15 protein-coding genes are annotated in these 23,568 nt (G+C 37.1%); 4 read left to right on the plus strand and 11 right to left on the minus strand.

The window, feature by feature from the left end:
- Nucleotides 1-257: 257 nt before the first annotated feature.
- The 10 genes from arsC to QNJ50_RS23760 all read right to left on the minus strand — a co-directional run bounded on the left by arsC (nucleotide 258) and on the right by QNJ50_RS23760 (nucleotide 12,229).
- Nucleotides 258-653 (minus strand): arsenate reductase, glutathione/glutaredoxin type, encoded by a 396-nt coding sequence (gene arsC / locus QNJ50_RS23715; RefSeq protein ID WP_300640514.1) that lies wholly within the window; start codon nucleotides 651-653, stop codon nucleotides 258-260.
- A gap of 130 nt (nucleotides 654-783) precedes the next feature.
- Nucleotides 784-1,491: an MIP/aquaporin family protein gene (locus QNJ50_RS23720; RefSeq protein ID WP_300640474.1), complete on the minus strand. Its 708-nt coding sequence runs from the start codon at nucleotides 1,489-1,491 to the stop codon at nucleotides 784-786.
- A 278-nt stretch (nucleotides 1,492-1,769) separates the two neighbouring features.
- A complete protein-coding gene (locus QNJ50_RS23725) occupies nucleotides 1,770-2,108 on the minus strand; it encodes a metalloregulator ArsR/SmtB family transcription factor (protein ID WP_300640477.1) in 339 nt (112 codons plus the stop codon).
- A 61-nt stretch (nucleotides 2,109-2,169) separates the two neighbouring features.
- Entirely contained in the window at nucleotides 2,170-3,351 is a 1,182-nt protein-coding gene (locus QNJ50_RS23730; protein WP_300640480.1) for an aspartate aminotransferase, read from the minus strand.
- On the minus strand, nucleotides 3,348-4,535 hold the full coding sequence (locus QNJ50_RS23735) for an iron-containing alcohol dehydrogenase family protein (protein ID WP_300640483.1): 1,188 nt from the start codon (nucleotides 4,533-4,535) through the stop codon (nucleotides 3,348-3,350). The genes QNJ50_RS23730 and QNJ50_RS23735 overlap by 4 nt, the downstream gene beginning before the upstream one ends.
- An 843-nt stretch (nucleotides 4,536-5,378) precedes the next feature.
- Complete coding sequence (locus tag QNJ50_RS23740) at nucleotides 5,379-5,900, minus strand: Ycf51 family protein (protein WP_300640486.1); 522 nt, start codon at nucleotides 5,898-5,900, stop codon at nucleotides 5,379-5,381.
- A 921-nt stretch (nucleotides 5,901-6,821) separates the two neighbouring features.
- The gene (locus QNJ50_RS23745; RefSeq protein ID WP_300640489.1) at nucleotides 6,822-7,967 is read right to left on the minus strand and encodes a DegT/DnrJ/EryC1/StrS family aminotransferase; all 1,146 of its coding nucleotides are present in this window, start codon (nucleotides 7,965-7,967) and stop codon (nucleotides 6,822-6,824) included.
- 359 nt (nucleotides 7,968-8,326) lie between these two features.
- Nucleotides 8,327-9,760 carry a UDP-N-acetylmuramoyl-L-alanine--D-glutamate ligase gene (gene murD / locus QNJ50_RS23750; RefSeq protein ID WP_300640491.1) on the minus strand — a complete coding sequence of 478 codons (1,434 nt, stop codon included), beginning with the start codon at nucleotides 9,758-9,760 and terminating at the stop codon, nucleotides 8,327-8,329.
- 83 nt (nucleotides 9,761-9,843) lie between these two features.
- A complete protein-coding gene (gene glyS, locus QNJ50_RS23755) occupies nucleotides 9,844-12,000 on the minus strand; it encodes a glycine--tRNA ligase subunit beta (RefSeq protein ID WP_300640494.1) in 2,157 nt (718 codons plus the stop codon).
- Nucleotides 12,001-12,055: 55 nt separating this feature from the next.
- Nucleotides 12,056-12,229, minus strand: a complete 174-nt coding sequence (locus tag QNJ50_RS23760) for a hypothetical protein (protein ID WP_300640497.1) — start codon at nucleotides 12,227-12,229, stop codon at nucleotides 12,056-12,058.
- A gap of 563 nt (nucleotides 12,230-12,792) precedes the next feature.
- Here QNJ50_RS23760 and QNJ50_RS23765 point away from each other — a divergent pair.
- The 3 genes from QNJ50_RS23765 (at nucleotide 12,793) to QNJ50_RS23775 (ending at nucleotide 18,702) form a co-directional block, all read left to right on the plus strand.
- Entirely contained in the window at nucleotides 12,793-16,722 is a 3,930-nt protein-coding gene (locus QNJ50_RS23765) for a substrate-binding domain-containing protein (RefSeq protein WP_300640500.1), read from the plus strand.
- Nucleotides 16,723-16,962: 240 nt separating this feature from the next.
- Nucleotides 16,963-17,511, plus strand: a complete 549-nt coding sequence (locus QNJ50_RS23770) for a nucleotidyltransferase family protein (RefSeq protein WP_300640503.1) — start codon at nucleotides 16,963-16,965, stop codon at nucleotides 17,509-17,511.
- Nucleotides 17,512-17,790: 279 nt separating this feature from the next.
- Nucleotides 17,791-18,702 (plus strand): tetratricopeptide repeat protein, encoded by a 912-nt coding sequence (locus QNJ50_RS23775; protein ID WP_300640505.1) that lies wholly within the window; start codon nucleotides 17,791-17,793, stop codon nucleotides 18,700-18,702.
- A gap of 31 nt (nucleotides 18,703-18,733) precedes the next feature.
- On the opposite strand, the gene QNJ50_RS23780 is transcribed toward QNJ50_RS23775, so the two are convergent.
- Complete coding sequence (locus QNJ50_RS23780; RefSeq protein WP_300640508.1) at nucleotides 18,734-20,833, minus strand: AAA-like domain-containing protein; 2,100 nt, start codon at nucleotides 20,831-20,833, stop codon at nucleotides 18,734-18,736.
- A gap of 636 nt (nucleotides 20,834-21,469) precedes the next feature.
- Between QNJ50_RS23780 and QNJ50_RS23785 the strand changes: the two genes are divergently transcribed.
- Nucleotides 21,470-23,563, plus strand: coding sequence for a PAS domain-containing protein (locus QNJ50_RS23785; RefSeq protein ID WP_300640511.1), 2,094 nt, complete (start codon nucleotides 21,470-21,472; stop codon nucleotides 23,561-23,563).
- Nucleotides 23,564-23,568: the final 5 nt, after the last annotated feature.

The raw sequence follows: 23,568 nt of genomic DNA on the forward strand, positions 1-23,568 counted from the left end.
TAAGACTATTAGCCAAAAGCGATTATTTTATTGATAGTGTTAGAAAATAAAGCTCCAAACCCAGTACCTGTTTGAGATTAAAAAATTGTCTGAGATTTTTACTTCTCCAGAGTGATGGAAGAGCACTAGGAAGGAGATAATGCATAAAAGTCGCATCATGTCTCTATGGAAAATCAAATCAAATCAAATTAAATTAAATTTAATATCGATCGAGTTTTGAGTATAAACTTTGGTGCTTTAGCAATTTCAGCTTAAAACTAACTCAAAACTGTAATTAGTTTTTCAACTCTTTGCTTAACTTCATCCCGGATACGCCGAAATGTTTCAATTCCATGACCTTCAGGATCGTCAAGTTGCCAATCTTCAAACACTTCTCGCGTGACCCATTCAGGAGGTAGATTTACACCACATCCACATAGAGAAATTACCGCATCGTAGTCCTCAGGGTTAAAATCACTCAAAGCCTGAGAAGTCTGATTACTTATGTCAATTCCAATTTCTGCCATAATCTCTATAGTTTTGCGATCGATATAGCTTGCTTCTAATCCAGAACTAGTGACAGAAATTTTTCCCTCTCCTAGTGCTCGGGCAAATCCTTCAGCCATTTGGGAACGACGGGAGTTCTTCTTACAAACAAACATTACTTTTTTCATCATTTGATTTGCTTTTGATAGATTAACTTGGACAATTCTTGTTCATCTCTAATTAAATCTGGAATGATGCGTTACGTGATGCTAACAGCACACTACTTTTGTACTTTATTTAATCCACATTCCTTATAGATCACTTAAGATCCCGAAATCCGTTTGAAAGCACGCCATAAATTATTACCGCTAATTGTGCTCCGACTATTGGAGCTACCCAATATACCCAGTGATATTGCCAAATACCTCCGATCAAAGCTGGACCAAAAGAACGTGCTGGATTCATACTTGCACCAGTAATTGGTCCCATAAATGCAGCTTCAAGTCCCACTGTTAAACCGATTGCTAAACCTGCAAATCCGATGTGAGCGCGACGGTCAAGCCCGGAACCAAAAATTACGAACATCAAAATAAAGGTAAGAACAATTTCTAAAATCAGAGATTGCAACCAATTATCGTTTAGAGGTAGGGTCGCACCCAAGTTATTGACTTTTCCCAAACTAGCCCGCAATAAACTTGAGGCAGCGATCGCACCAATCAACTGTGCAAAAATATAGGAAGGAACTTGTTTCCTCGGGAAAAAACCACTCGTCCAAAAAGCTAATGTGACCGCAGGATTGAAATGTGCTCCACTAATATGACCTATACCGTAGATTAAAGCAGCTACAACACTTCCAAAAACAAAACTTATCCCCAAGTGACTAATAGCACCATTACTAATCCTGTTTACCATTACCGCACCAGTGCCGGCAAAAACTAAAATAAAAGTTCCAATCCCTTCAGCTAGCGCCTCTCGGGAATAATTGATTGGTATTTTAGGTAAATTGCTCTTCTTATTCGATCTCATTACTACCTAGGAATAGGGTTTCTATATTAAAAAATGAAGAAACAATACGTATACCCATAATGTTATTTCAATAAAAATTGATATGTCAATCGTTCTGAAGAATAAATAGGAATTATTAGTGTAACGTGATCTAAATTACATTTAATTAGCAAGGTATTTCATTAATATTACATATCAACAACTACCAAAAAAAATAGTAGAGACGCATAAATATAATGTCTCTACCCATTCTTTACGTGTTTGGAGATAGCTGTTATTTTATTTATTTGCTATTTAATTTACTCGTACTCATCGCCACAAGTATTAGCAGGCAATAGTTGACTAAAGCGACGATAATCAGCTAAATACTGTTCTAAAACAATAAATTGGCTGAGGTTAAGGCTGTAGTAAATCCATCTGCCTTCTTGACGAGTACGAACTAAGCCAGCCAGTTTAAGTGTTTTGAGGTGGAAAGACAATTTTGACTGACTGACTTTTAAAATTTCGCACAAATCACAAACACACATTTCCTGCTTGCGCAGTATTTCTAGGACTTTAATCCGCAAAGGTTCAGAAAGAGCATGAAAACCTGCAGCAATCAAATTGGTGTTAAGAACGGGAGGTGTTTGTGCTTGCATTACTTAATGTTGCCTAATTGTATTTTATATTGACTTCGAATGCAGGCAAGAATAACAACGCTTAGTAATGAATACCAGCTTGTTTAAATCGGTGTAACGCTTCACCTAGTCGCTCGCATTCTGCAATCAAACTGATTCGCACATATCCTTCACCACCGACACCAAATGCATTACCAGGTGTTACAACTACTCCGGTTTGCTGCAGCACATCGAGAGCAAAGTCTGTAGAACCAATTTTGGCTGGACATGGAACCCAGATATACATGGTAGCTTTAGTTTTGGGAATCTGCCAACCTAAATCGGCCAAACCTTTAATTAAAAAATCCCGGCGAGTACGATATCGCTGTTGTACTTGTTGCAGGTAACTATCTGGTAATTGTAAAGCTGTTTCCGCTGCAGTTTGCAACGCGGCAAAAATTCCATAGTCTAAGTTAGTTTTTAATGTCCTTAAACCTTGGATAATGTGGCGATTACCAACAACAAATCCAACTCGCCATCCAGCCATATTATAGGTCTTAGACATGGTATGAAATTCCACACTAATATCCTTTGCTCCAGGGATTTCTAGCAAACTAGTTGGTTGATAGCCGTCAAAAGCCAGTTCCGCATAACACAGATCGTGTACTAGAAGAATTTCATATTTGCGAGCAAAAGCAACAATGTCTTCAAAAAATTCCCTTGGTGCGGTGGCTGCTGTGGGATTACTAGGATAGTTAAAGTAAAGAATTTTTGCTTTTTCAGCAACTTCATCTGGTATGCTAGCTAAATCAATTAACCAGCCATTATCAGGTTTTAAAACCAGGTTGTGAACTTGACCGCCAGCAATGACAGGTCCGCGGAAATGTGCCGGATATGCGGGAGTTGGGACTAGAACCAAATCGCCAGGGTTAATATAAGCAATTGCTAAATGAGCCAATCCTTCTTTAGACCCCAGTAGTGGTAAAGCTTCACTATCTGGATCTAATTTCACATCGTAACGACGATGGTACCAATTGGTAATTGCTCTACGAAAATTGGCGGTGCCTTCAAAAGGAGGATAACCATGATTGCCTTTATTTTGCAAAGCTTCGATCGCTGCTTCAACTACTGGTTGTGGTGTTGCGCCATCTGGGTTACCCATCCCTAAATCAATCAAATCTAAACCCTGTTCCCTAGCCTTAGCTTTGAGTTCATCGAGACGGGCAAATACATAAGGGGGCAATTTCTGAATGCGTTCAGCTGGGGCAATCCAATTTAAACTCATTGCTCCACCTCACTATTCAATCCGCTCAGGGATATACAATTTGTTGATTCTTTCGTATCAGTTGGTGCTGTGGTGGAAACCATTGCTGCCATCAGCTGTTCTAGGGAAACTGAAAATGGTAACCTGTGAATATCAGAATTTGGATTTAGAGTAATTTGGGCAACATTTTGTAACTGTGTCAAAGTAATTTCACCCAAGCCTAAGTCTGCCAACTTTTGCGGCAATCCAATCTCTGCATAGAACTTCAACAACTGTTGCCGTGCTGTCATTGCGAGCTGATTACCCTGTAACATTTCTTCCAGGCGTAGTTGAACTAAAATTCCATAGGCGACCTTTTCCCCATGAATGCTTCCGTGCCCGCAAACATGGGTCAAACCATTATGTACGGCATGGGCTGCAACTGTACGGCATTGGGCTCCACCAATTCCCCCAATTACCCCAGCTAACAAAACAGTTGCATCAACCACTTGACACCAAACATCACTTCCTGGCGATCGCAGGGCTGCAGAAGATTTCTGCAATAAAATATCTCGTAAAACTCGTGCTTGCTGAACTGCTGCAATAATTAAAGTTTCCTCTGAGTGTCCGCTGCTAACAGAAGCTTCATACCATTTAGCGATCGCATCGCCTATACCTGCGACCAATGTCCGTTGGGGAGCGGTTTTGATTAACTCATAATCTAGAAGCAGCAAATCAGGACAGCGTGCTAACCCCACATCGTAAATAAATGCTCCGTCATCAGAATATACATTTGATAGTGCGGTCCAAGCAGCACAGGTAGCAGCTGAAGTAGGAATTGTCACAACGGGTAAATTTAATTGGTGGGCTAGCAATTTAGCTGTATCTAAAGCTTTACCACCACCAACGCCAACAATAACATCGGCTTTGTGCTCTTTTGCTGCTTTATGCAAAGTTTTAAGACTTGCTTCCGAGCAATCGGGAATGTAGTAAGACTTAGCAAAATTAAGTTCTTTTGCATCCATTATGGGCTGCAAATGTGTTTCAGCGAAGCTAAAGCTTTTTTTCCCTGTAACTAATAGAGGACGACTTCCCAATTTTTTAATAATTGGTGATGAGTCTGCTAAAATTCCAGAACCACGCATCACTTTTGCTGGAGCAACTGCAAGAGTAAGCAAAGACTTGGAAGTTGGATTTGATGATTTTTCTGTGAGTTTATTAGACATATAACTAATTAAAAATACCAAGACTTCTAGGTTTCTAGAAGAGCGAAAAAGCTTATTCCTTTTGGTGACAATTTTTAATTGACAATTTATCCCAGGTGACCCAACTGCTTGTGTTATGAGTGAATTTGTTTAGCTTCTTAGCCCAGATAAATCAGTATTTTATTTGTGATATTAATTAACTTTCTTAAGTTCGATTAACGTTATTAAATCTTAAGTGTAAGCGTAGAAAAAATGCAATGTTTACCGATTTATTGACTTATTAGTCGCCAACAAATATTTAGTACTTACGCACTCATTACCAATTTTAATTGCTTGAGATTCCTTCCTTAGGTCGTAATGGCTATAAATTGTGTTGTCGTTTCGTAATTCCTGGTGTTTTTGAAGTACCAATCCACTACAATCAAAATAAAATTTTTCCTGTTTCTATATGTGAAATTATTTTTGATGTCAACATTTTACCTAACTTTTTGACAAATTGTGTCTTGAGTTACCAAAAAAATTTCTAAAGTATCAAAATAGCTTTGTCTTATTTTCCCAGTCATTTCTTGCTTTAATGATTGGGTGATGGTTTTAAAGTATGTTATCTAATTGGATTTTCTCCTAGAATCGGGATCACTTCATCTAAAGTCCGTCCTAAGGAGACTTACAGAATCGCATTTTGACGTGAATATGAATTTCAATAGATTTAAAAAACTTACTTAAATGTTTTTGTAACTAATATCAATGAGTTAGTAGGATGGAAAATATAGGGAGCTTGAGGTTGAAAAGCATTTGAGAACTGAAGAATATTTCCGCAGTAAGACTTTCACCTCTTTTCCCTGGCTAGACTAAATATTTATTTCCCTAAGCTGATAATTGCGTTAAACGCTCAAAATTCTCTTGATAGATTTCGATTTCTATCTGTGAGTCTTCACGATTAGCAAGAGACCGTTTGACTTCACCTAAATAAAGTGGGACTGATAACCCTTCTTCAGGATGAATCACTGTCCGTGCTCTGATGATTAATTTATCTTCACCTCTGCTTGCTAGACGACCATAGGAAAATAAATCGCTTGCAGCTTGTTGCAAAGTTGCTTCTAATTCAGAACGAGTAATCTCAACAGGGGTGGCAATGACTGCTTTTGTAGCTCCATTATCATAAACTAAACTGTAGCGGATGGCTCCAGGAACCACTGTTCGTGTTAAGGGTGCAAGGGATAATGCAAATAAACCTGCTGTCAGTACTAACATAAAACCAGTCGTACCTACTAATCGAAAACGAATACCCCATTTGAGGATAAAAGCTAGTAAAGCTAAAACAGCAAATACTACAGTGGCGATTCCCGACCATTGGGTAAACTGAAGAAAATCAGCTTGAGAAAACATGGAATTGGCTGCGAATTCAAAATTTTATTAATTTTCTATATCATTAGCATACTTTGTCGAGGTTTGGTAATTGATTATTGATGATTGGTAATTTTATCTTCTTGATTTTTATGTATATTACTGACATCTAAATCACAGCAATTAATTGATAAATATAAAATATAAATAATAGAATTATTTGTTATGTGAGTATAAAATAAATATATTTAACTATCAATAATTTATAAATTTTAATTTGTGATTTTCCCGGTGTATTTTATTTAGTTTTTTTTGTAAAAATAAAAGAGCTTAAATCAGTAAAGAAGGGCATCTTTTGAGGATGCCCGTTATGCAGAAAACACCCTAAGGGGTGCCACTACACCTTCCCAACAATCAGCAACAATGGCTGATTAAATCAGCCATACTCACAGTCAGAGACGTGAATATAATCATATTATTAACTTCCAAATATATTTGCCTCCAGTGTATACACCGAAAAATATTTACATGATGATTTTCAACTTTATTAAACTATTGCCTGAGTTTGAATGAGGAAAATTTTAGTTATCTAAAATGTTTAAATATGCTCTAAATCAGAGTATTAATTATGCTGTAAATCTAGTCTTAATTAGTAATAAGCAATGATTTTTGTTTTAGGTACCCATACTTCATTCTCCAAGCATAAGTATGTAAGCAAAATTATTTATATTCATTTAGTGATGCATTTATTGTTGAGTTAATGGAACTTATAGGACTAGACTCAAGTTACAGCGCTACGCGCAAATCATTAGCGGATCCGGGGAGCAAAATCTCAAATTTCTCACACTTCCCAAAATTCCCATCTCATTAATTTTTCCCTGGGTAGCTATAACGATCGCAGTTACCGCGAGTCATGCGATCGCCATTAAGGATATATAAACTAAGAATAGTAAACTATTTTTATCAATCAACAACTAAAACTTTTTTATAAGCTTGATGCATTGCAGTAATTACAGCGTCTACTTCTTGTTCTTCAAGCTCTGGATATATGGGTAAACTTAATAAACGCCCCGTTACTTCTTTAGCAACGGTGAGAGGTTCTACCCGACAAGGTAAACCCAGTGCATATACAGGTTGTTCTGGAATAGTTCTAGAAAACAAGTTTTCTGTTTGAATTCCTAATCTTTCTAAGCGATTTTCTAAAGCTAAACGCTCTTGTACCGAATCAAGCAAAATAACATATTTATAAAATGTGCGATCGCATTCATCTTTGACTGTAGGAGTTTGGAAAGGTAAAGATGCAAATGCAGCATTATAACGAGCAGCAATTTTTTGGTGACAACAGTTCCAATCTTCCAAAAATTCTAATTCTAAACCAATTACAGCTGCAGTAAACTCGCCCATCCGAGCCCGAAAGCCAAATTCTTGATGAATATATTTGTTTAATACAACTTTACCGGGATCTCGCAAACTTTTCAGTTGTAAAACATCTTCAGGATTAGAGACAGTAATAAATCCTCCATCTTCTAACCCACCTAATTTTTTGCCCAAATACATTGAAAAACAACCAAAGTCGCCGATGCAACCCGCATAATTGTCTTTGTATTTTGCTCCGTGTGCATGAGCTACATCTTCAATAACTTTCAGCCCAGATTCGGAAGCAAATTCCATTAACGGCTGCATATCAACCATTTGACCGTAAAGGTGTACAGCAATTACAGCTACTGTTTCCTCTCGAATTGCATTTTTAACTGCTTGCAAATCGATGGTCAGGGTATGTGGATCGATATCTACGAAAGAAGGAATTGCACCCACAGCACTTACTGCATAGGCGGTAGAAATATGAGTTAATGCTGGTACTATTACTTCATCTCCTGGGGTAACTCCAGCAGCTAACAGCGCCAACTGTAAAGCGGAATTACCAGAGTTAGTAGTAACAGAGTTTCTTCCCCATTTCGAGTTTAAATATTTTTCTAATGCTGCGACCCTTGTTCCAGATATATATTCTCCAGAATTAATAACATCACTAGTTAGACTTAAAATCTTAGATTTGAGAGAATCTAGCCTACGGCGAGTACCTTCAGCAGGTATTCTGACAAAGTCGCTCATAGTTGTGAAGAAGAGGGAACATTGAAAACACTTAAAAATGATAAATATAAAACATGAACTCGAGCAAGCCAGAGTTATACAGTTTAAGAATCAAGTATTAAAAATTAAAGATTAAGAATTAAATATTGAAAATCAAATATTACAAGTCAAGTATAAAAAATCTAGTATATATTTATTTTTTCAATTGTTTTCAATAATTTATATTTAGTAATTTATGGGACTTGGGTTTGATTATTATTAGCTCATGGTGCCCTCTGGGCATAAAAAATTGGGTATTGTAGGGTGCGTTAGATGGAAGTCATAACGCACCATCCTTCAAATATTCAAATACTCAAATAGTCAAATAAATAATTAAAATTTTAACTATTTTCTTGCCAAGTCAAACATAATTTGCGGAAATGATTGCCGCGTTCCTCAAAGTTACGGTAACTGTCGAAACTAGCGCAAGCAGGAGATAGTAATACAGCCTTGGCTTGTAACTGTTGGGCTAATTTTGCCGAACGAGGAACTGCATTTTCCATGGTTTCAACAATTTCATAATTACTATAACCAACTTCTTGCAGGCGTTGGGCAAATTGGGGTGCAGCGTTACCTATTAGTAGTACCGCAGCAGCTTTAGCCTTGATTTTTGCTAGCCAAGCATTATCATCACCTTCTTTGGCTTCACCACCGGCGATCAAAATTAAGGGACTTTTAACAGATATTAAGCCCACTTCCGCAGCATCATAGTTGGTGGCTTTACTATCGTTGATGAATTTAATACCTTGCCAATTACAGATATGTTCTAGACGATGGGGGACGCCGGGAAATTCTTTAACAGCATGGGCTATGACATTATTTTCAATCCCTGCTAACCGAGCAACTCCTACTGCTAGTAGCAAGTTTTGCAGGTTATGCTCCCCAACCATTTTTAATGATGATACTTCCAAGATTGGTTCATCACCGTTTTCTGTAACTTGGTAAACCCAACCATCTGTAATATAAAACCCTTTATTCCTTACCAGTTCTTCTTTACCTTTAATACTTGTCCAATAAGCATTTTGCCAATGAACCAAACCCAGTTTTCGTAAATAGGGATCGTCCCCATTGAATATTTGTAATTGAGAACTTTTCAACAAACTTGCTTTGATGTTGTAGTAGTTCTCTAAGTTTTTATGACGATTTAGATGGTCGGGGGTGAAAGTTGTCCATACTCCGATTTTGGGAGCAACGGTGGAGGAAGACTCGATTTGATAGCTGCTCATTTCAACTACTAACCAGTCCAGGGAATGCTTGGTTTGTGTTTTGGTGTTATGGGTATTATCTGCTAACTTACGATTTGCTAATTTATGTTCGCCGTAATCTAGTGCTACTTCACAAGCTGCATAACCGATGTTGCCACAAGCTGGTGCATAAAAGCCTGCGGATTGAAATATGGCAGCAATTAAGGAAGTAGTTGTGGTTTTCCCATTGGTACCCGTAATTCCCACCCAGGGAATCGATTTTAGATTTCGCCATGCTAGTTCCATTTCCCCAATGGTTTCGATTCCCATTTCCCTAGCTTTAACTAACAGGGGAATGTCCCAAGGGACACCGGGACTAACAATAATTAATTCGGGCAAATCTGAACTTTCTAAGTCCAGTGAATATCCCAACTTGACAGTTATCTGTTCGCGAGCAAGTTCTTGTTGTTGTGTCAGCAGGACTGAAGAGGTTCCACTGTCGCCAATTTCTACCTCCCAGCCCCCCTGTTTCAACAATCTTGCTGCAGCAACGCCGGATTTTCCTAATCCAATTACATGAGCTTTGGACATAGACTGTAGCAGAGGTCCCTGGTTAAGCGATTCCTATAGTAGCGCTTCTTGGCAAAAATTAAACGCCTAAATATTTACCAATGCTACAAATTTTTTACAATTGCACCAAAATCTGCTAAAACGCGGGCATGATTGCGAAGTAATCCAAGCAAGTTTAGTCTATTTTGCTTGATTTTTGGATCGGGATCCATAACCAATACGCTTTCGGGTCCGTCAAAAAAATTACTCACTCTGGGTGTAATTTCCTCTAAAGCTACAACTAGTTTGCGATAATTACGCGATCGCTGTGCTGCTTCGGTTTGGGGAATTAAATCGACAATGGCGTTGTAGAAGTTTTCTTCAGAATTTTTTTGGAATAACTCCCGATCGATTAAAGAGTTGGGGTTTAACTGCTTTGTGTCTAAATCCCCTTGTCCGGCGAGACGACTAGAACGATTCACAGTTTCATAGATTTTTTCTAAGCTTCCATCATCACGAATTTTTTGTAAGAAAGTGGCGCGGTTTCTTAAATCTAATAGATCTTGTAATGCTCTTTGGGTATATTCTGGATCTTTTTCCCCTAGCACAGCATTGACCAAATCGTAATCAATTTGTTTTTCTTCTTGGAGCAGGGTGCGGATGCGCTGTAAGAAGAATTCTTCTAACAAAGTAATTAATTCGGTTTGACTTTGATTTTGCTCGTGAATGGCGGTAAAATCTGCAACAACTTGGTGTAATAGTTTTTGTAAGTTAATGTTGAGGTTTGCTGACCAGATAATATTAACTACAGCATTTGCAGCTCTTCGTAAAGCAAAAGGATCGGAAGAACCACTAGGAATCATTCCCAAACCAAAGATACCAACCAAAGTGTCCAACCTGTCTGCCAAGCCAACTACTTGACCGGTAAGGGTTTGGGGTAAAATATCATCTGCACCCCTAGGTAAATAATGCTCAAAAATTGCTGTTGCGACAGTTTCCGCTTCGCCACTAGCAGCAGCATATTTTTGTCCCATAATTCCCTGTAATTCAGGAAATTCATAGACCATTTGGGTTACTAAGTCGGTTTTACACAACAAAGCAGCCCTTTGAATTTGTTCGGATTCCGAATCATTTAATTGTAATTGTGTAGAAATTTGGCTGGCTATTTGACAAATTCTAGTAACTTTTTGCCGTAAAGATCCTAATTTTTCTTGGAAAGTAACTGTTTCAAGTGCAGGTAAGAAACTTTCCAAAGATTTGGATAAATCTGTTTTGTAAAAGAATTGACCATCAGCTAAGCGGGCGCGAATCACCCTTTCATTTCCTCGGGCGATGATATCTGACTTGGCTGGATCGCCATTGGAAATAGTGACAAAATTCGGTAATAATTGTCGGCGTTCGTTATCTTTGAAAACTGGAAAATATCGTTGATGGGATACCATTACAGTGGTTGTTACCTCTGTAGGCAAATTCAAATATTCCGGTTCAAAGTTGCCAACAACTGCACAAGGGTATTCAACCAGATTAGTTACTTCTGCTAGTAAATCTGGATATATTTCTACCTCTCCGCTTAATTTTTTGACTTCGGTATTTACTTGTTGAATAATTGCCTTTTCTCGTTCTGCAGGATCCACTAAAACGTAAGCAGAACGTAAAGTTGTTACATAATCCTTGGCTTGAGCAATACTGATATTATCCGGATGTAAAACCCGGTGACCCCGACTTAGGCGATCGCTTGTAATGGTTTCAGAACCACTAGTAAATTCAATTGGTAGTATCGCATCATCTAACAAAGCTACCAACCAACGAATAGGACGAGAAAAACGTTTATCCCCATCACCCCAACGCATTAAACGCTTTCCTTCTAAACCCCAAACCCATTGGGGAACCAATTCCATTAAAATATCCGCGATCTTACGCCCAGGAATTAGTTTATTAATAAAAACAAATTCACCTTTTTCCGTCGCCCGAATTGTGAAATCTTTAACTTCAACCCCTTGCTTTTTGGCAAAACCTGCTGCAGCTTTAGTTGGTTGACCATCTTTAAAAGCTGCTTGAACGGGCGGACCTTTGATTTCTTCTTCCCGGTCTGCTTGTTGTGATGGTAGACCTTTAATAAGTACCGCTAACCGTCGGGGAGTACCGTAAACTTCCACAGCTTCCGAACTAACGTTATTTTCTCTCAAACTTTTGGGTACGCGCTCATGGAGTTGCTTTAGGGCGCTGCTGAGAAAACTTGCAGGTAGTTCTTCTGTACCAACTTCTAATAAAAACGCAGGCATAAGAGACTCAATTTTTTCTGGTCGGGGTTGACATCAATCAAATAATGCCAACAGTTTACAGGATATACCAAGGATTGTGGGAAGTTTGGGGAGTTTGGGGAGTTTGGGGAGTGTGGGGAGTGTGGTGAGTGTGGGGAGTGTGGGGAGTGTGGGGAATTTGGGGAGTTTGGGGAGTGTGGGGAATTTGGGGAGTGTGGGAAGAGAAGGAGATGTTTCTGTAAGCAATCATCTTGCTTTGCAGCGAGTAGCATGCCTATTCCGTACAGTCGTTATATTCACCCCAAAAGAGAATTTTATTCGATGTGAGAGTGATTTAACTGACAGCAAAAATCTTAATAATTTATCAAAATTTATCTTTATTTATAGAAATGTAACTGACCGTGCTAATTCTCTACAGTTTACCTATTCACTAATAAAATCCAGTAGCGATAGAAATATTTATGAGTATTTTTTTCAGTTACTGAGCTTGTTAAATATATTGAATAATATTTGTTAAATATCGTAGTTTAATTTATGTCTACTATGGGTAAATATACAATCTAAAATTATAGAATATAAAATAAGCTATAATTACTAACTTTAGGGGATTGGAAGATAACTTAAAAATATAAACTCATTGTTTTTATTTTATCCGTACTAAGTAATCTTTATACCAAAAAATCATGTATCATAAGTATCTCCATAAGCTTAAGAAAAAGATAATAAAGATATATAATTAACGCGTTTAATCCAACCCGGGATCGATATTAAAACAGGCGAGTTTTCTCCTTCCTTTGACGTAATAAGGGGCTTATGTGGCAAAAAGAAAAAAAAGATAGTTTAATAGCTGGTTTGGGATTATTTATGGCATTAACTGCTGCTGGTGTAGCAGTGGTTTCTCACGACTCAGAGTCAGTTTTAGCAGAATCTTCCTCTAAGTCGAAAAAAGCCTCTTTCCCCTTGCCAGATAGTATTCCTAATGATACTAATATCCGAATTGATGGCTCGAGTAGTGTTGCTGCAATTAACCAAGCCTTAAAACAAGGTTTCGAGAAAAAATTCCCTGGCTCAAATGTTGAAATTGCAGCGAATGGAGCACAACAAGCAATCACAAATTTGTTGAATGGCAAAATTGATATTGCAGCAATTAGTCGTGGTTTAACACCAGAAGAAAAGTCGAAAGGTTTAGAGCAATTACGTTTGCGTCGAGAAAAAATTGCTGTAATTGTTAGTAAAGAAAATCCTTTTGAAGGTAGCATTACTAACGAACAATTTGCCAAGATATTTCGCGGAGAAATTACTGATTGGTCCCAAATAGGTGGCAAAAAAGGTAAGATTCGCTTAATAGATCACCCTGAGACTAGCGAAACTCGCCAATCTTTTCGTAGTTATCCAGTATTTCAAAAGGCTGAATTTATAACTGGTGCTAATGCACATTTGCTTGATAGCCACCATACAGTAGAAGTTGTTAAGCATTTGGGTAAAGATGGTATTGCTTACGTTATTGCCAATCAAGTTTCAAAATTAGATGGTGTCCGCATCTTAAAGATGCATCAAACATTACCAGAAGATCCCAAATATCCTTATTCCCAGCCTATTGTTTACGTTTATAAACAAAAACCTGGCAATGCTGTTGCTAGTTTCCTTGGTTTTACCACTGCAAATCTCGGTCAAAAAGCGATTGAATCAGCCAGACAGCAAGAAGCCCAAACTATTGCTAAAGACGTATCATTCGCTAATGGTAGTAATACCAACCCTAGTCAAAAAAAATCGCAAGTTAAGGCTGTTCAAACGGGTTTAGCGAACACAGAAGCACAACCCAAAGTAACTAATATAAGTAACAACAGCAGTAGTCCCGAGCAGAGCACAACAGCTAGCGATCGGGGTTCTGTAGAAAATGTTGGGACTTTAACTGCAAGTAACAGTGTTAGTGATCGCTACAACAGGCAAATTCTTGCACAAAACGATAATAATTCTTCTAACTCAACAGCAAGTATTCCTTTGTGGGTCTGGTTGTTGCTTGCATCTATTTTAGGTGCTGGCGGCTTTTTAATATGGTTTTTTGCTTCTAAGGGAGAGAAAAAACATAAAGAGAAAGAAGAGTTAGTAGCAAATTCTGGCATATCCTTAGATGCGGTAAATCAAGGTGGAATAGCTGCAGCTATGATGGGAAATGTGGGAGCAGCAATGGGTGGTGTTGCTAATAAGTTAGGGGAAAAGGCTGTTGCAAGAGTATCAAAGGCAACTTCAACAACAGTTAATGGTAGCAATGATATTTCTTCAGCTGCAGTGGCAGTAGAAAATAATACTGAATTCCAGTCTGAAAATTCTTATAGCGACTTACCCGATACGGCTATTGGGAATACTGCATTACAAGTCAATGAAAGGGAATGGAATTTAGAAGAACCAGCAGCAATCGTTAATAACTCAATTCCACAAGTTACTAACATTAATGAGTCTGGATTCGAAAATAATCCGGTAGTTGGAACTGCAGAAGTTGATATAACTTGCAAAGAAACAGATTTAGAAAAAAAATCTACCGATAGTGGATTTGCGAAAGCTACGGCTGTTGCAGGTGGAATTGCTGTGGCTGTGGGGACTGGGAAAGTATTGTCGGATTTAGATCAACAAGATACAGAAATTCAAGATATTCATTCCGCAAGTGCAAATTCTAGACATGTAACTTCTGAAGATGTAACTTCTGAGTCTTTACCAGTTACACAAGTAACGGATAAAGATCCGCTGGATAAAACTAGTTCAGACCTCAAGCAAAAACCATTACCAACAGTAACAATCACAACTTCGAAACAAGAAGATTTGACAACTGATAGTTTAGAAACTGACAGTTTACAAGTTGAGACAATTACCCACAAAGTAGCAAGTGATTTGCCAATTGTAGAAATTACAACTCCATTGACTGACCGGGTAAATCAAATTAATGGAACTTTGCCAGACTCAGATACTGCAAATCAAAATCTTCAAGGAGATAGTGCTCAGTTGAATACAGTTCGAGTAGAAAATAATGAAGTTTCTGACTTGACGAATAATTTAACTGCAGTAGGTGTAGCAGTAGCAGCAGGAGTGAGTTTAGGTTCCCTGTCAAAACAAGCTTCAGAAGAAATCGAACCAGAAACAAATAAAACAATTGACATAGTAGATGACGTAAAAAATAATGCGTCAAATGCTGTGAAAACTTATCCACCACTTCCAGATGTGTGGGATGAAGTATTGTCAGAAGAAACAACCAATAGTGTAAGCGATAATTCAGGTATCGAGTTACCAGATGTTTCTGAAGAAATACTAGATACAGTAGCAGATGCTGCGGAGCCTTTACACAAAACAACTGAAGTTGTAGCTGATGATGTAGCTGAAACAATAACTGATGAAGCAATAATTCATGAGATTGCTCAAACAGTAACTGATGAAGTTGTTGTTGATGAAGAAAATGTTGATATTACAACTGAAGAAGTTGTAGCTGATGAGGTAGCTGAAACGGTAATTGATGAAGCAATAACTGATGAGATTGCTCAAACAGTAACTGATGATGAAGTTGCTAGCGAAGAACCAACTCCCGAACCAGTAATAAATGAAGCTGTAAGTGATTTGACTACTGAATCAGTAATTGATGATGAATTTGTTAGCAAAGAACCAACTCCCGAACCAGTCATTGATGAAGCAATAACTCACGAAATTGCTCAAATAGTAACTGATGAAACTGATGAAGTTGTTAGCGATGAAGTTGTTAGTGATGAAGTTGTAGCTGATGCTATTTCTGAATCAATACCTGATGAAAAGTCAACTGATGAAGTTTCAACCGGTGAGATGACCGTTAAATCAGAAATCAATCAAGTCATTGGTGAAAAGACCGCGGACACTGCAGTAGGTTCAACGATTGATGAAGTTGCTGATGAGGAAGTCAAAACAACTACAACTGATGTGGTGAGTGGTGAAGTTATAAATAGGGATGAAGTTATAAATAGGGATGAAGTAACAACCGATGAAGTTGATGAGACCGATGAGACCGATGAAGTTGATGAGACCGATGAGACCGATGAAGTCAACGAGAATTTAGCCTCAGTCAACCCAATCGCTGTTGGTGCTGGTATTGCAGGTGCAGGAGCCACATTCATTAGTGGAATATGGAGTAACGATGCGGTGAACAATAAACTTCCTGATAATGAATTTGAAACTGGGATTATTTTAATTTCCAGGACTCCAAGATGGGCTTACACTGCTTGGAAAATATCCACTACAGATAAAGAACAATTGCAACAGCAAACCGATTCACAATTGATACTGCGTTTGTATGACGTGACTGATGTAGATCTCAGTTATCAAACACCCCAGTTGATACAACAGTATGAATGTGAATTAAGTATTAATCACCGTTATGTTGCAATCCCGAAAGGCGATCGCCATTATATGGTAGAAATTGGTTATCTCAGCAACGATAAGCGTTGGTTGTCTTTGGGTCGTTCGGAAATAACTAATATTTTGAGTTCTCCTGACCAAGATTTCTGGTTTGAAGCTGATGCTGAATTAATCATCCACGGTGCGACTGAACCTGGTGCGACAGTAACTATTGGTGGTCATTCAATTAAGGTAAAACCAAATGGTACTTTCCATTTGCGCATTCCTTTTACTGAAGAAGTAATGGAATATTTGATGACATCTTCAGCTGTAAATAGTAGTAAATCCAAAACTATCGGGATGAAATTTAGTCAAGAAAAGCCAAAACTTTAGGTCGATTTGATTAGATTTGAATAAGTGGGTGTGTATTTAATTTTAATTACTGCCCAAATTATTCAAGGTTTTTATATTTTATCTGTGTTAATTCCGAATCAATATCTGCGAAATCTATAGTTGATAGTCAGATAGTCAGTAATAATAACTGCAAATTCTTAAATTATTTGCTTTAATCCAAATGCTCTGGCGAGCGAAAAAGCCAGAGTATTTTTGCGATCATTCAAATTGCAAAACTATATGACAAACAATCATCGCTTGCAAGAAATTTTAGCTAACTCACCCATTCCTGAAGTACTTCCTGCGATCGCTAAAATCAACCTTCCAGATTGGTGGTTAGCGGGGGGTGCAATACGAAATACAGTTTGGCGTTCTCTTTTTGGTGAGGAATGTAAGCTATTTATTAAAGATTTTGATATTGCATTTTTTGATGTAACAGGAGATAGAAATCAAGAATTAGCAGCGAAAGCAAGACTCACAGAACAATTTCCCCAACATTTATTTGACGTAAAAAACCAAGCGAGCTTTGGTAATTGGCGTCCTGGTCTAAAAGTTTTCACTAGCACTGAAGATGGAATCATGAATTGGTTACATACTACTGCTGCTGTAGGTGTAAAAATAAATCAAAAAGGTGAATGGCAGTTTTTTACACCCTATGGTTTAGAAGACTTATTTAATGGAGTTATTCGTCCGACGTCAGTAAATATTTGTAATCCCGATGCAGAAGAAAAAGCAAAGGAACTTTTGATGAAGTGTTCTTGTTTGCGAACCGATAGTAATTCACACTAATTTAAAGCATATACCTATGATAATAAACTACACAGCAAATTATTATCGAGTTAATTCACAGACATGATACTAATCATTCCAGCATGGATCTGATTTATGCCTTCACTCATTCTTTGTAGCATTTGCGACTTGAAAAAAATTGTTTATAACAGTTAGCTAAAAGAGCGGAATGCAAGTCGAGCAAATTAAGAAATTTCACAGAATCTCTGTGACCTTATCTTTTTTTTATGACTTTGACTCTGTATTTAAATTGCTCATTATACTAAAGTGTTATACGCAATGGATGAAAAACGCCCTCAAGCTTATCTTGATTTAATTAATAAACTTCTAGCTTGTCCCCCTGGAAAAGAAGCAGAGGTTCTAGATGCAAATCCAGAATTAATTGATGATGGATTCTTAAATACTATGAGACAGGTTGCTGAAGGTTTTGCAGAGGAGGGAGATGAAAATTCAGCAGCTTTTTTGAATACCATTGGATCTCATCTGGCTGATTTAATGCAATTAGAATCTGTACCTACTATCAATTCCCAAATAGATCTATTAATACAACTTCTACTCGCAACAGAAGAAAGTGAGGGCGATCCAGAGATTATTTATCCTCTACTGCAGAAGAACGCAAAATTGTTAGATAAGCGTTTTATTGAAGTTGTGCAAGATTGGTCTAGTAAGACAATTGGGGAAGTTGAACCGGAAGAAGCCGAAGATATTGGTATTTTGATTAGCGCTTTGAGCAGTTTACTGCAAGACTGGACATCAGGCGATCGCGCTAATAATTTAGAAATTGCGATCGCGGGTTACGAGGTGGGAGTTGAACTCTTAAAACCAACAGCTTTTCCAGAAGAATGGGCGGCAACACAGTACAATCTAGGAAATGCTTATGCTGAAAGAGCCACTGAAGATGTAAGCAAAAATATTGAAATGGCTATTGAATGTTATAAAAAAGCTTTGCAAATATATAATAGCGAAGTCTTTCCCCAAGAATGGGCAATGACGCAAAACAATTTAGGTAATGCTTTATGTGAAAGAATTGAGGGAAATAGATTAGAAAATATCAGTGCTGCTATTAAGTGTTATGAAGCTGCCTTAAAAGTTCATACCCGTGAAACATTTCCCCAAGCATGGGAGATGACACAAAATAATCTTAACAGTGCTTACGAAGAAAAAAATAAATCATTAATGAGTAATGAGTAATAAACGCTCATAACAGCTAACAGTTAACTGACTAACCAAGGATAACCTGGTTTCGACCTTGTTTCTTGGCTTTTTTTAATGCTGTTTCTGCTTTATGAATTAAATCCTTTGGTTCTGCCTTAGCATTCGGTATCATACTTGCAATTCCCACACTCACAGTCAAAACATTTGCAGGTAATTCATCAATACTTGGATAATCACAAGGAATTGCTAATTTTTTGATAGTTTTTCTTACGTACTCACCGATGTATACAGCAGTTTCAGATTCAATTCTAGAGAGAATAGCAAATTTTTCTCCAGAGTAACGTGCGACAAGTATTGGTTTATCAGTAATTTTTCCAGAAATCTCAAAATCGTGAGTTGAAGAATCATTAGTTTGCAACTTCTCAGCTTCAAATTTATCAAACTCAAAGCTCTCACTCTGAAAGTTTTCAGTTGAAACATGATTGATATAACTCATACCACCATAAAGAAAGTTATTACTCGCTAGTGGATGTTTTACACAGTAACGAATAGCGTTAGCAACTTGTTTTAAACAATCATCACCAGCTAATTTGCCATAAGTACGGTTATAAGCATCAAAATAGTCTACATCACATAACACTAGAGAAATATTCGCAGAATTAGTGGCACAAGTATTATTTTTTATTTCTTCCTCGATACAATTCTGCCATTCCGTATACAAATAGTTATCAAAGTACTGTCGATTTGCTAGTTGAGTAAGTTCATCGATATTAGAGAGAAATCTTAATCCCTGATTTTCTGTCTCTAATTGTTTGAATCTTAAATCTTCTAGCTTTTCTGGTAGTTGGAGCTTTCTACGAAAATACAAACGATATAGTTTGCAAGCCGGGTAAGCGTGATAACCAGATAAATTTATTAACCCCATACTTTGAAGCTTTTGAGCTATTATCGGATCTATATATGTACCTGTGTTATTTGCAACTATCTGAAAAAAGGCAGTTTCTAGTTCTGGTTCTTCTCTCAAAGCTAGTAAATACTGCTGCAGGTATTGCTGATAAATTCCTTCTTCTGTAGGTGCTTTCTGTAAAATATTTTCTAAATCTTCTTCTGCTCCACCCATTTTTATCAGATGATAGAAAGCTAATCTTATTAAAAAAGGATGCCCTCCCAGCATTAACATTAAACTTTGGACGTGAGAATTATTTATCCAGCTAAATCCATGAATTTTTGCTAAATTCTCAATCTGTTCGGCACTTAAAGCTGGTAATTTCAGCGTAAAACCAATATTAAATTGAGATTGACTTGATTTCGGTGATAAAAGTATTTGTGATGAACCTACCAAAATCAAACGCAATCTTTGCCATACTTCTATATACCTACTTTGTTCGTACCAAGAACGCAATAATGGAAGAAAGTCTCCAGCTATTTCTGGATATTCTAATAACCAATCTATTTCATTTAGTATCAAGAGAAGGGGTTTATCACTTGAAGCAAGTAAATAGGATTTGAAATAGAGCGAGCAACTAATTTTGCTACCCATCTCTTCATCCCAATACTGGTTCATTCTTGGTTCTAGATCTAATTCCCGACTCACGTTAGCACAAAACCAACGCAAAAATTTATCTAAGTTAGTAAATAACGATCGCTCTGCTTGCTGAAAATCTATAGTAACTACCCGCAAATTACAACTTTTCCCGTGGTCAATAATTCTTAGCAACAGAGAACTTTTGCCTATTTTTCTCGGACCATGAATATAAATCGCACTTCCTGGTTTAGAAATTTGGGCTTTTACTGTTTCTTCAATTACTGGATGTGAAATATAAAACCTAGAATTAACAGATACAGGACCACTAGGATATTCTAAAGATGTATTAATTGCGATTTGATTTAAGTCATGAATAATTTTTTGTTCTGTTTTATTTAGTCTTCGGACTTCTAATACCTGACGAAAATTTGATTTATTAATTTGTTCTTGATATAAATCGCTGAGTAATTGCCATAAATTTGAAGCTACTTTTCTAACTCTTTCTTCTCCATAATGAGCTTCCGCAGCAATGTTAGTATAAGTTTTTCCTTGCCAAGAAGAACGTAAAATCATTTCTTGCAAAGAACTTAAAGAATTGGGAAGATTTGCTTTTAATAATAGTAGAACTTCATCTAGAGTCATTAGTAACTATTTTTACTTTTGATTTCAAGTTTATTTCAAAGATGTTGCTTTATAAGATTTATTTGTGTGACAATGAGTCCACTGTAGCCTCAATCATGTTGATAATAGCTAGCTAATAAGAAAGATGCTACAAAAACATTATTGACTTTCATTAATTTTGCTGAAATACCTGCATTTAATGGATTTTGTCAATTGTATTCTAATTATTTTTACGTTTTTGTTTGTCATGTAAAAGTATTTTTATATACTACTGGTTCTAAAGAACTAAAAAAAAGCACTATAAAAATGTAGCTTATTTTTGTTACATTACCCAATAAAATCACAAAAAAAAGTCACATTGTAGCATTTACCTTTGGGTAAATTCGATTCACATTATAGAGAAGTTGCCTATTAAATTTGGACCTTATCAAAACCCTCTGTTAACACCTTGTTAGCACATGGCTCGGTATTAAAACAGTGTTAGCTACAGGATATCAAGAAAGACTAAGTGCTGTTGATGGTTCTGTAAAAAGACTTACTCCACATAACTATCAATTACAAACAAATAACAAGTAAGTTGGAATCCAGCCTTATTTCTTAGAACATCCTGTTGCATACGATCAAGAGCACCTACAACTAGCATATATATTTGTAGCAATGTCCCAAGAATGGCAAACAGCTTTACAAGCATTTTTATCGGCTAACGGTTTAGGATTCTGGAAATGGAATCTTACAACCAATCAAATTGAGTGCGACTCTGAATGTCAGCAGATTTTAGGTTATGACATTGAAGAACTCACTAATTTGGATAAGTTTTGGAAGCAAATCATACATCCCCAGGATCTACCAAGAGTATATAAGGTACTGCACAACCACCCAGGGTCACGTATTCCAATATACAAATTTAAGTTGAGAATACTGACAAAATTTGGTCAATGGAAATGGATTTTGGCTACTGCTCAAATTCACGAACGGGATCCAGATGAGAAGCCTGTAGTATTAGTAGGTACTTACAAAGATATTACCAAGGAAGTATCTGCAAAATTAGCCAAAAAACAACAAACTAAGCGAGAAAAATTTTTCCGGGAACTACAAACACAAATTATTGCTGGTAATTCCCTAGAGAAGATTTTAGAATTTGCTGTTGAAGAGTTACAGCATTGTTTGCAAGTAGATAAAACTGTTATTTATCGCCCTCAGGCTGATGGTAGCAATAGTGTAGCTTTTGAATCCCTCGCAAATAGTTTGTCTTCACTTAAAAGCTGTCATATACCGACTTACACTTCTGATTGTGTGGGAGATGAAGCTTCTATTCCTAAACAGCAAGTAATCCGGAAATATATAAATCTGCAACCTGTAGATCCACAGCAGCAGGGTAATTTTTTTGTCAAGAACGAAACTCTACACGATCGTTCTGATAGCGATCGCTCTCGTACAGAATTATTAGCTCCAATCCTAGTACCCAGCGACCAAATTCAAGCTTTATCTTTGACCTCCCATCAACAGCAATTTGCAATCGGTCAAGTCGGAGCTTTATCTCTCTTACATACAGATTACTCACCGGGAGAATATTCCTCATCCCACAAAGTTTCCCATTATTGTTGGGGAATGCTTGCAGTTCAACAATACGATCACTATCGTGAATGGGAAAATTGGGAAATTGATACTCTCAAGCAACTCACGAAGTTAATTGCGATCGCCATCCGACAACAGGAGCAAATCGCTCAAGTAAAAAGAGAAACCACAGTTCGCAAATCCCTTGAAACCAAGTTAAATTATCACTCACAGCAACTGCAAACAAATTTAGAGAAAATATCAAAGTTACAGGAACAACTCTTAGAAAGCCAAAAAATGAGTAATCTCGGTCAAATAACGATCGATATGCTCTCAGAGATTCATAAACCTGCAGGTTTTATCTACAAATCTCTCGAATCTGCAAGTCAATACGCACAGGATTTAATTGAATTTTTGGAAAATAACCAAAGTCATCCAGATCGAGTTCAACATTTTAGCACTTCAAATATTCAATACTTGAACCTGGAATCGGTAAAAACTGACTTTCCTAATTTGTTATGGTCAATGGGAGCGGGTTCCGAACGCATCAAAGATATTGTTGAGAATTTGCAAATATTTATTAACAATCAAGAGCAAATAGAAAAAATAGACATCCATCAAGAGATAGATCGAACTCTTCAACTTTTACAATATCGACTGAAGGAACAGCCAACACGATCTGGAATTCAGGTAATTAAAGAATTTGGTGATATACCACCTGTTGAAGGTCATTGTGGAGAAATCGCCCAAGTTTTAATTAATATTATTGCGAATGCAATTGATAGTTTAGAAGAAAGGATGGAGCAGGATTATTCTTTCATTCCCACGATTTGGGTAAATACTAGTTCGATCGCCAATCATCTGTCACTAGTTGAAAGGGATCCCACTCAAACATCAGGAGGAAAAAGTTTTAGGAAGAGTAAAGTAATTATCAAGATTACTGATAACGGTCAAGGTATTCTTCCACACATTCAAAGGCAGATTTTTGAACCATTGTTTACAACCAAATCAGCCTCAAAAAGTAAAGGGTTGGGATTATCTATATGTCAGGAAATCATAGTCAATAAATATCGAGGAAAACTTAAATGCAACTCACGCCTTGGAGAAGGTAGTGAATTTGTGATTGAGATCAATGCTAAATATCCAAATCTAAGTTATGAGAGAAAAAATACTAATTATTTAAAAACTAGTTTTTAAATAAT

Origin of the sequence: Mastigocoleus sp. MO_188.B34, from assembly GCF_030065675.1 — a bacterium.
In the GTDB taxonomy this organism is placed as follows: Bacteria; Cyanobacteriota; Cyanobacteriia; order Cyanobacteriales; family Nostocaceae; genus Mastigocoleus.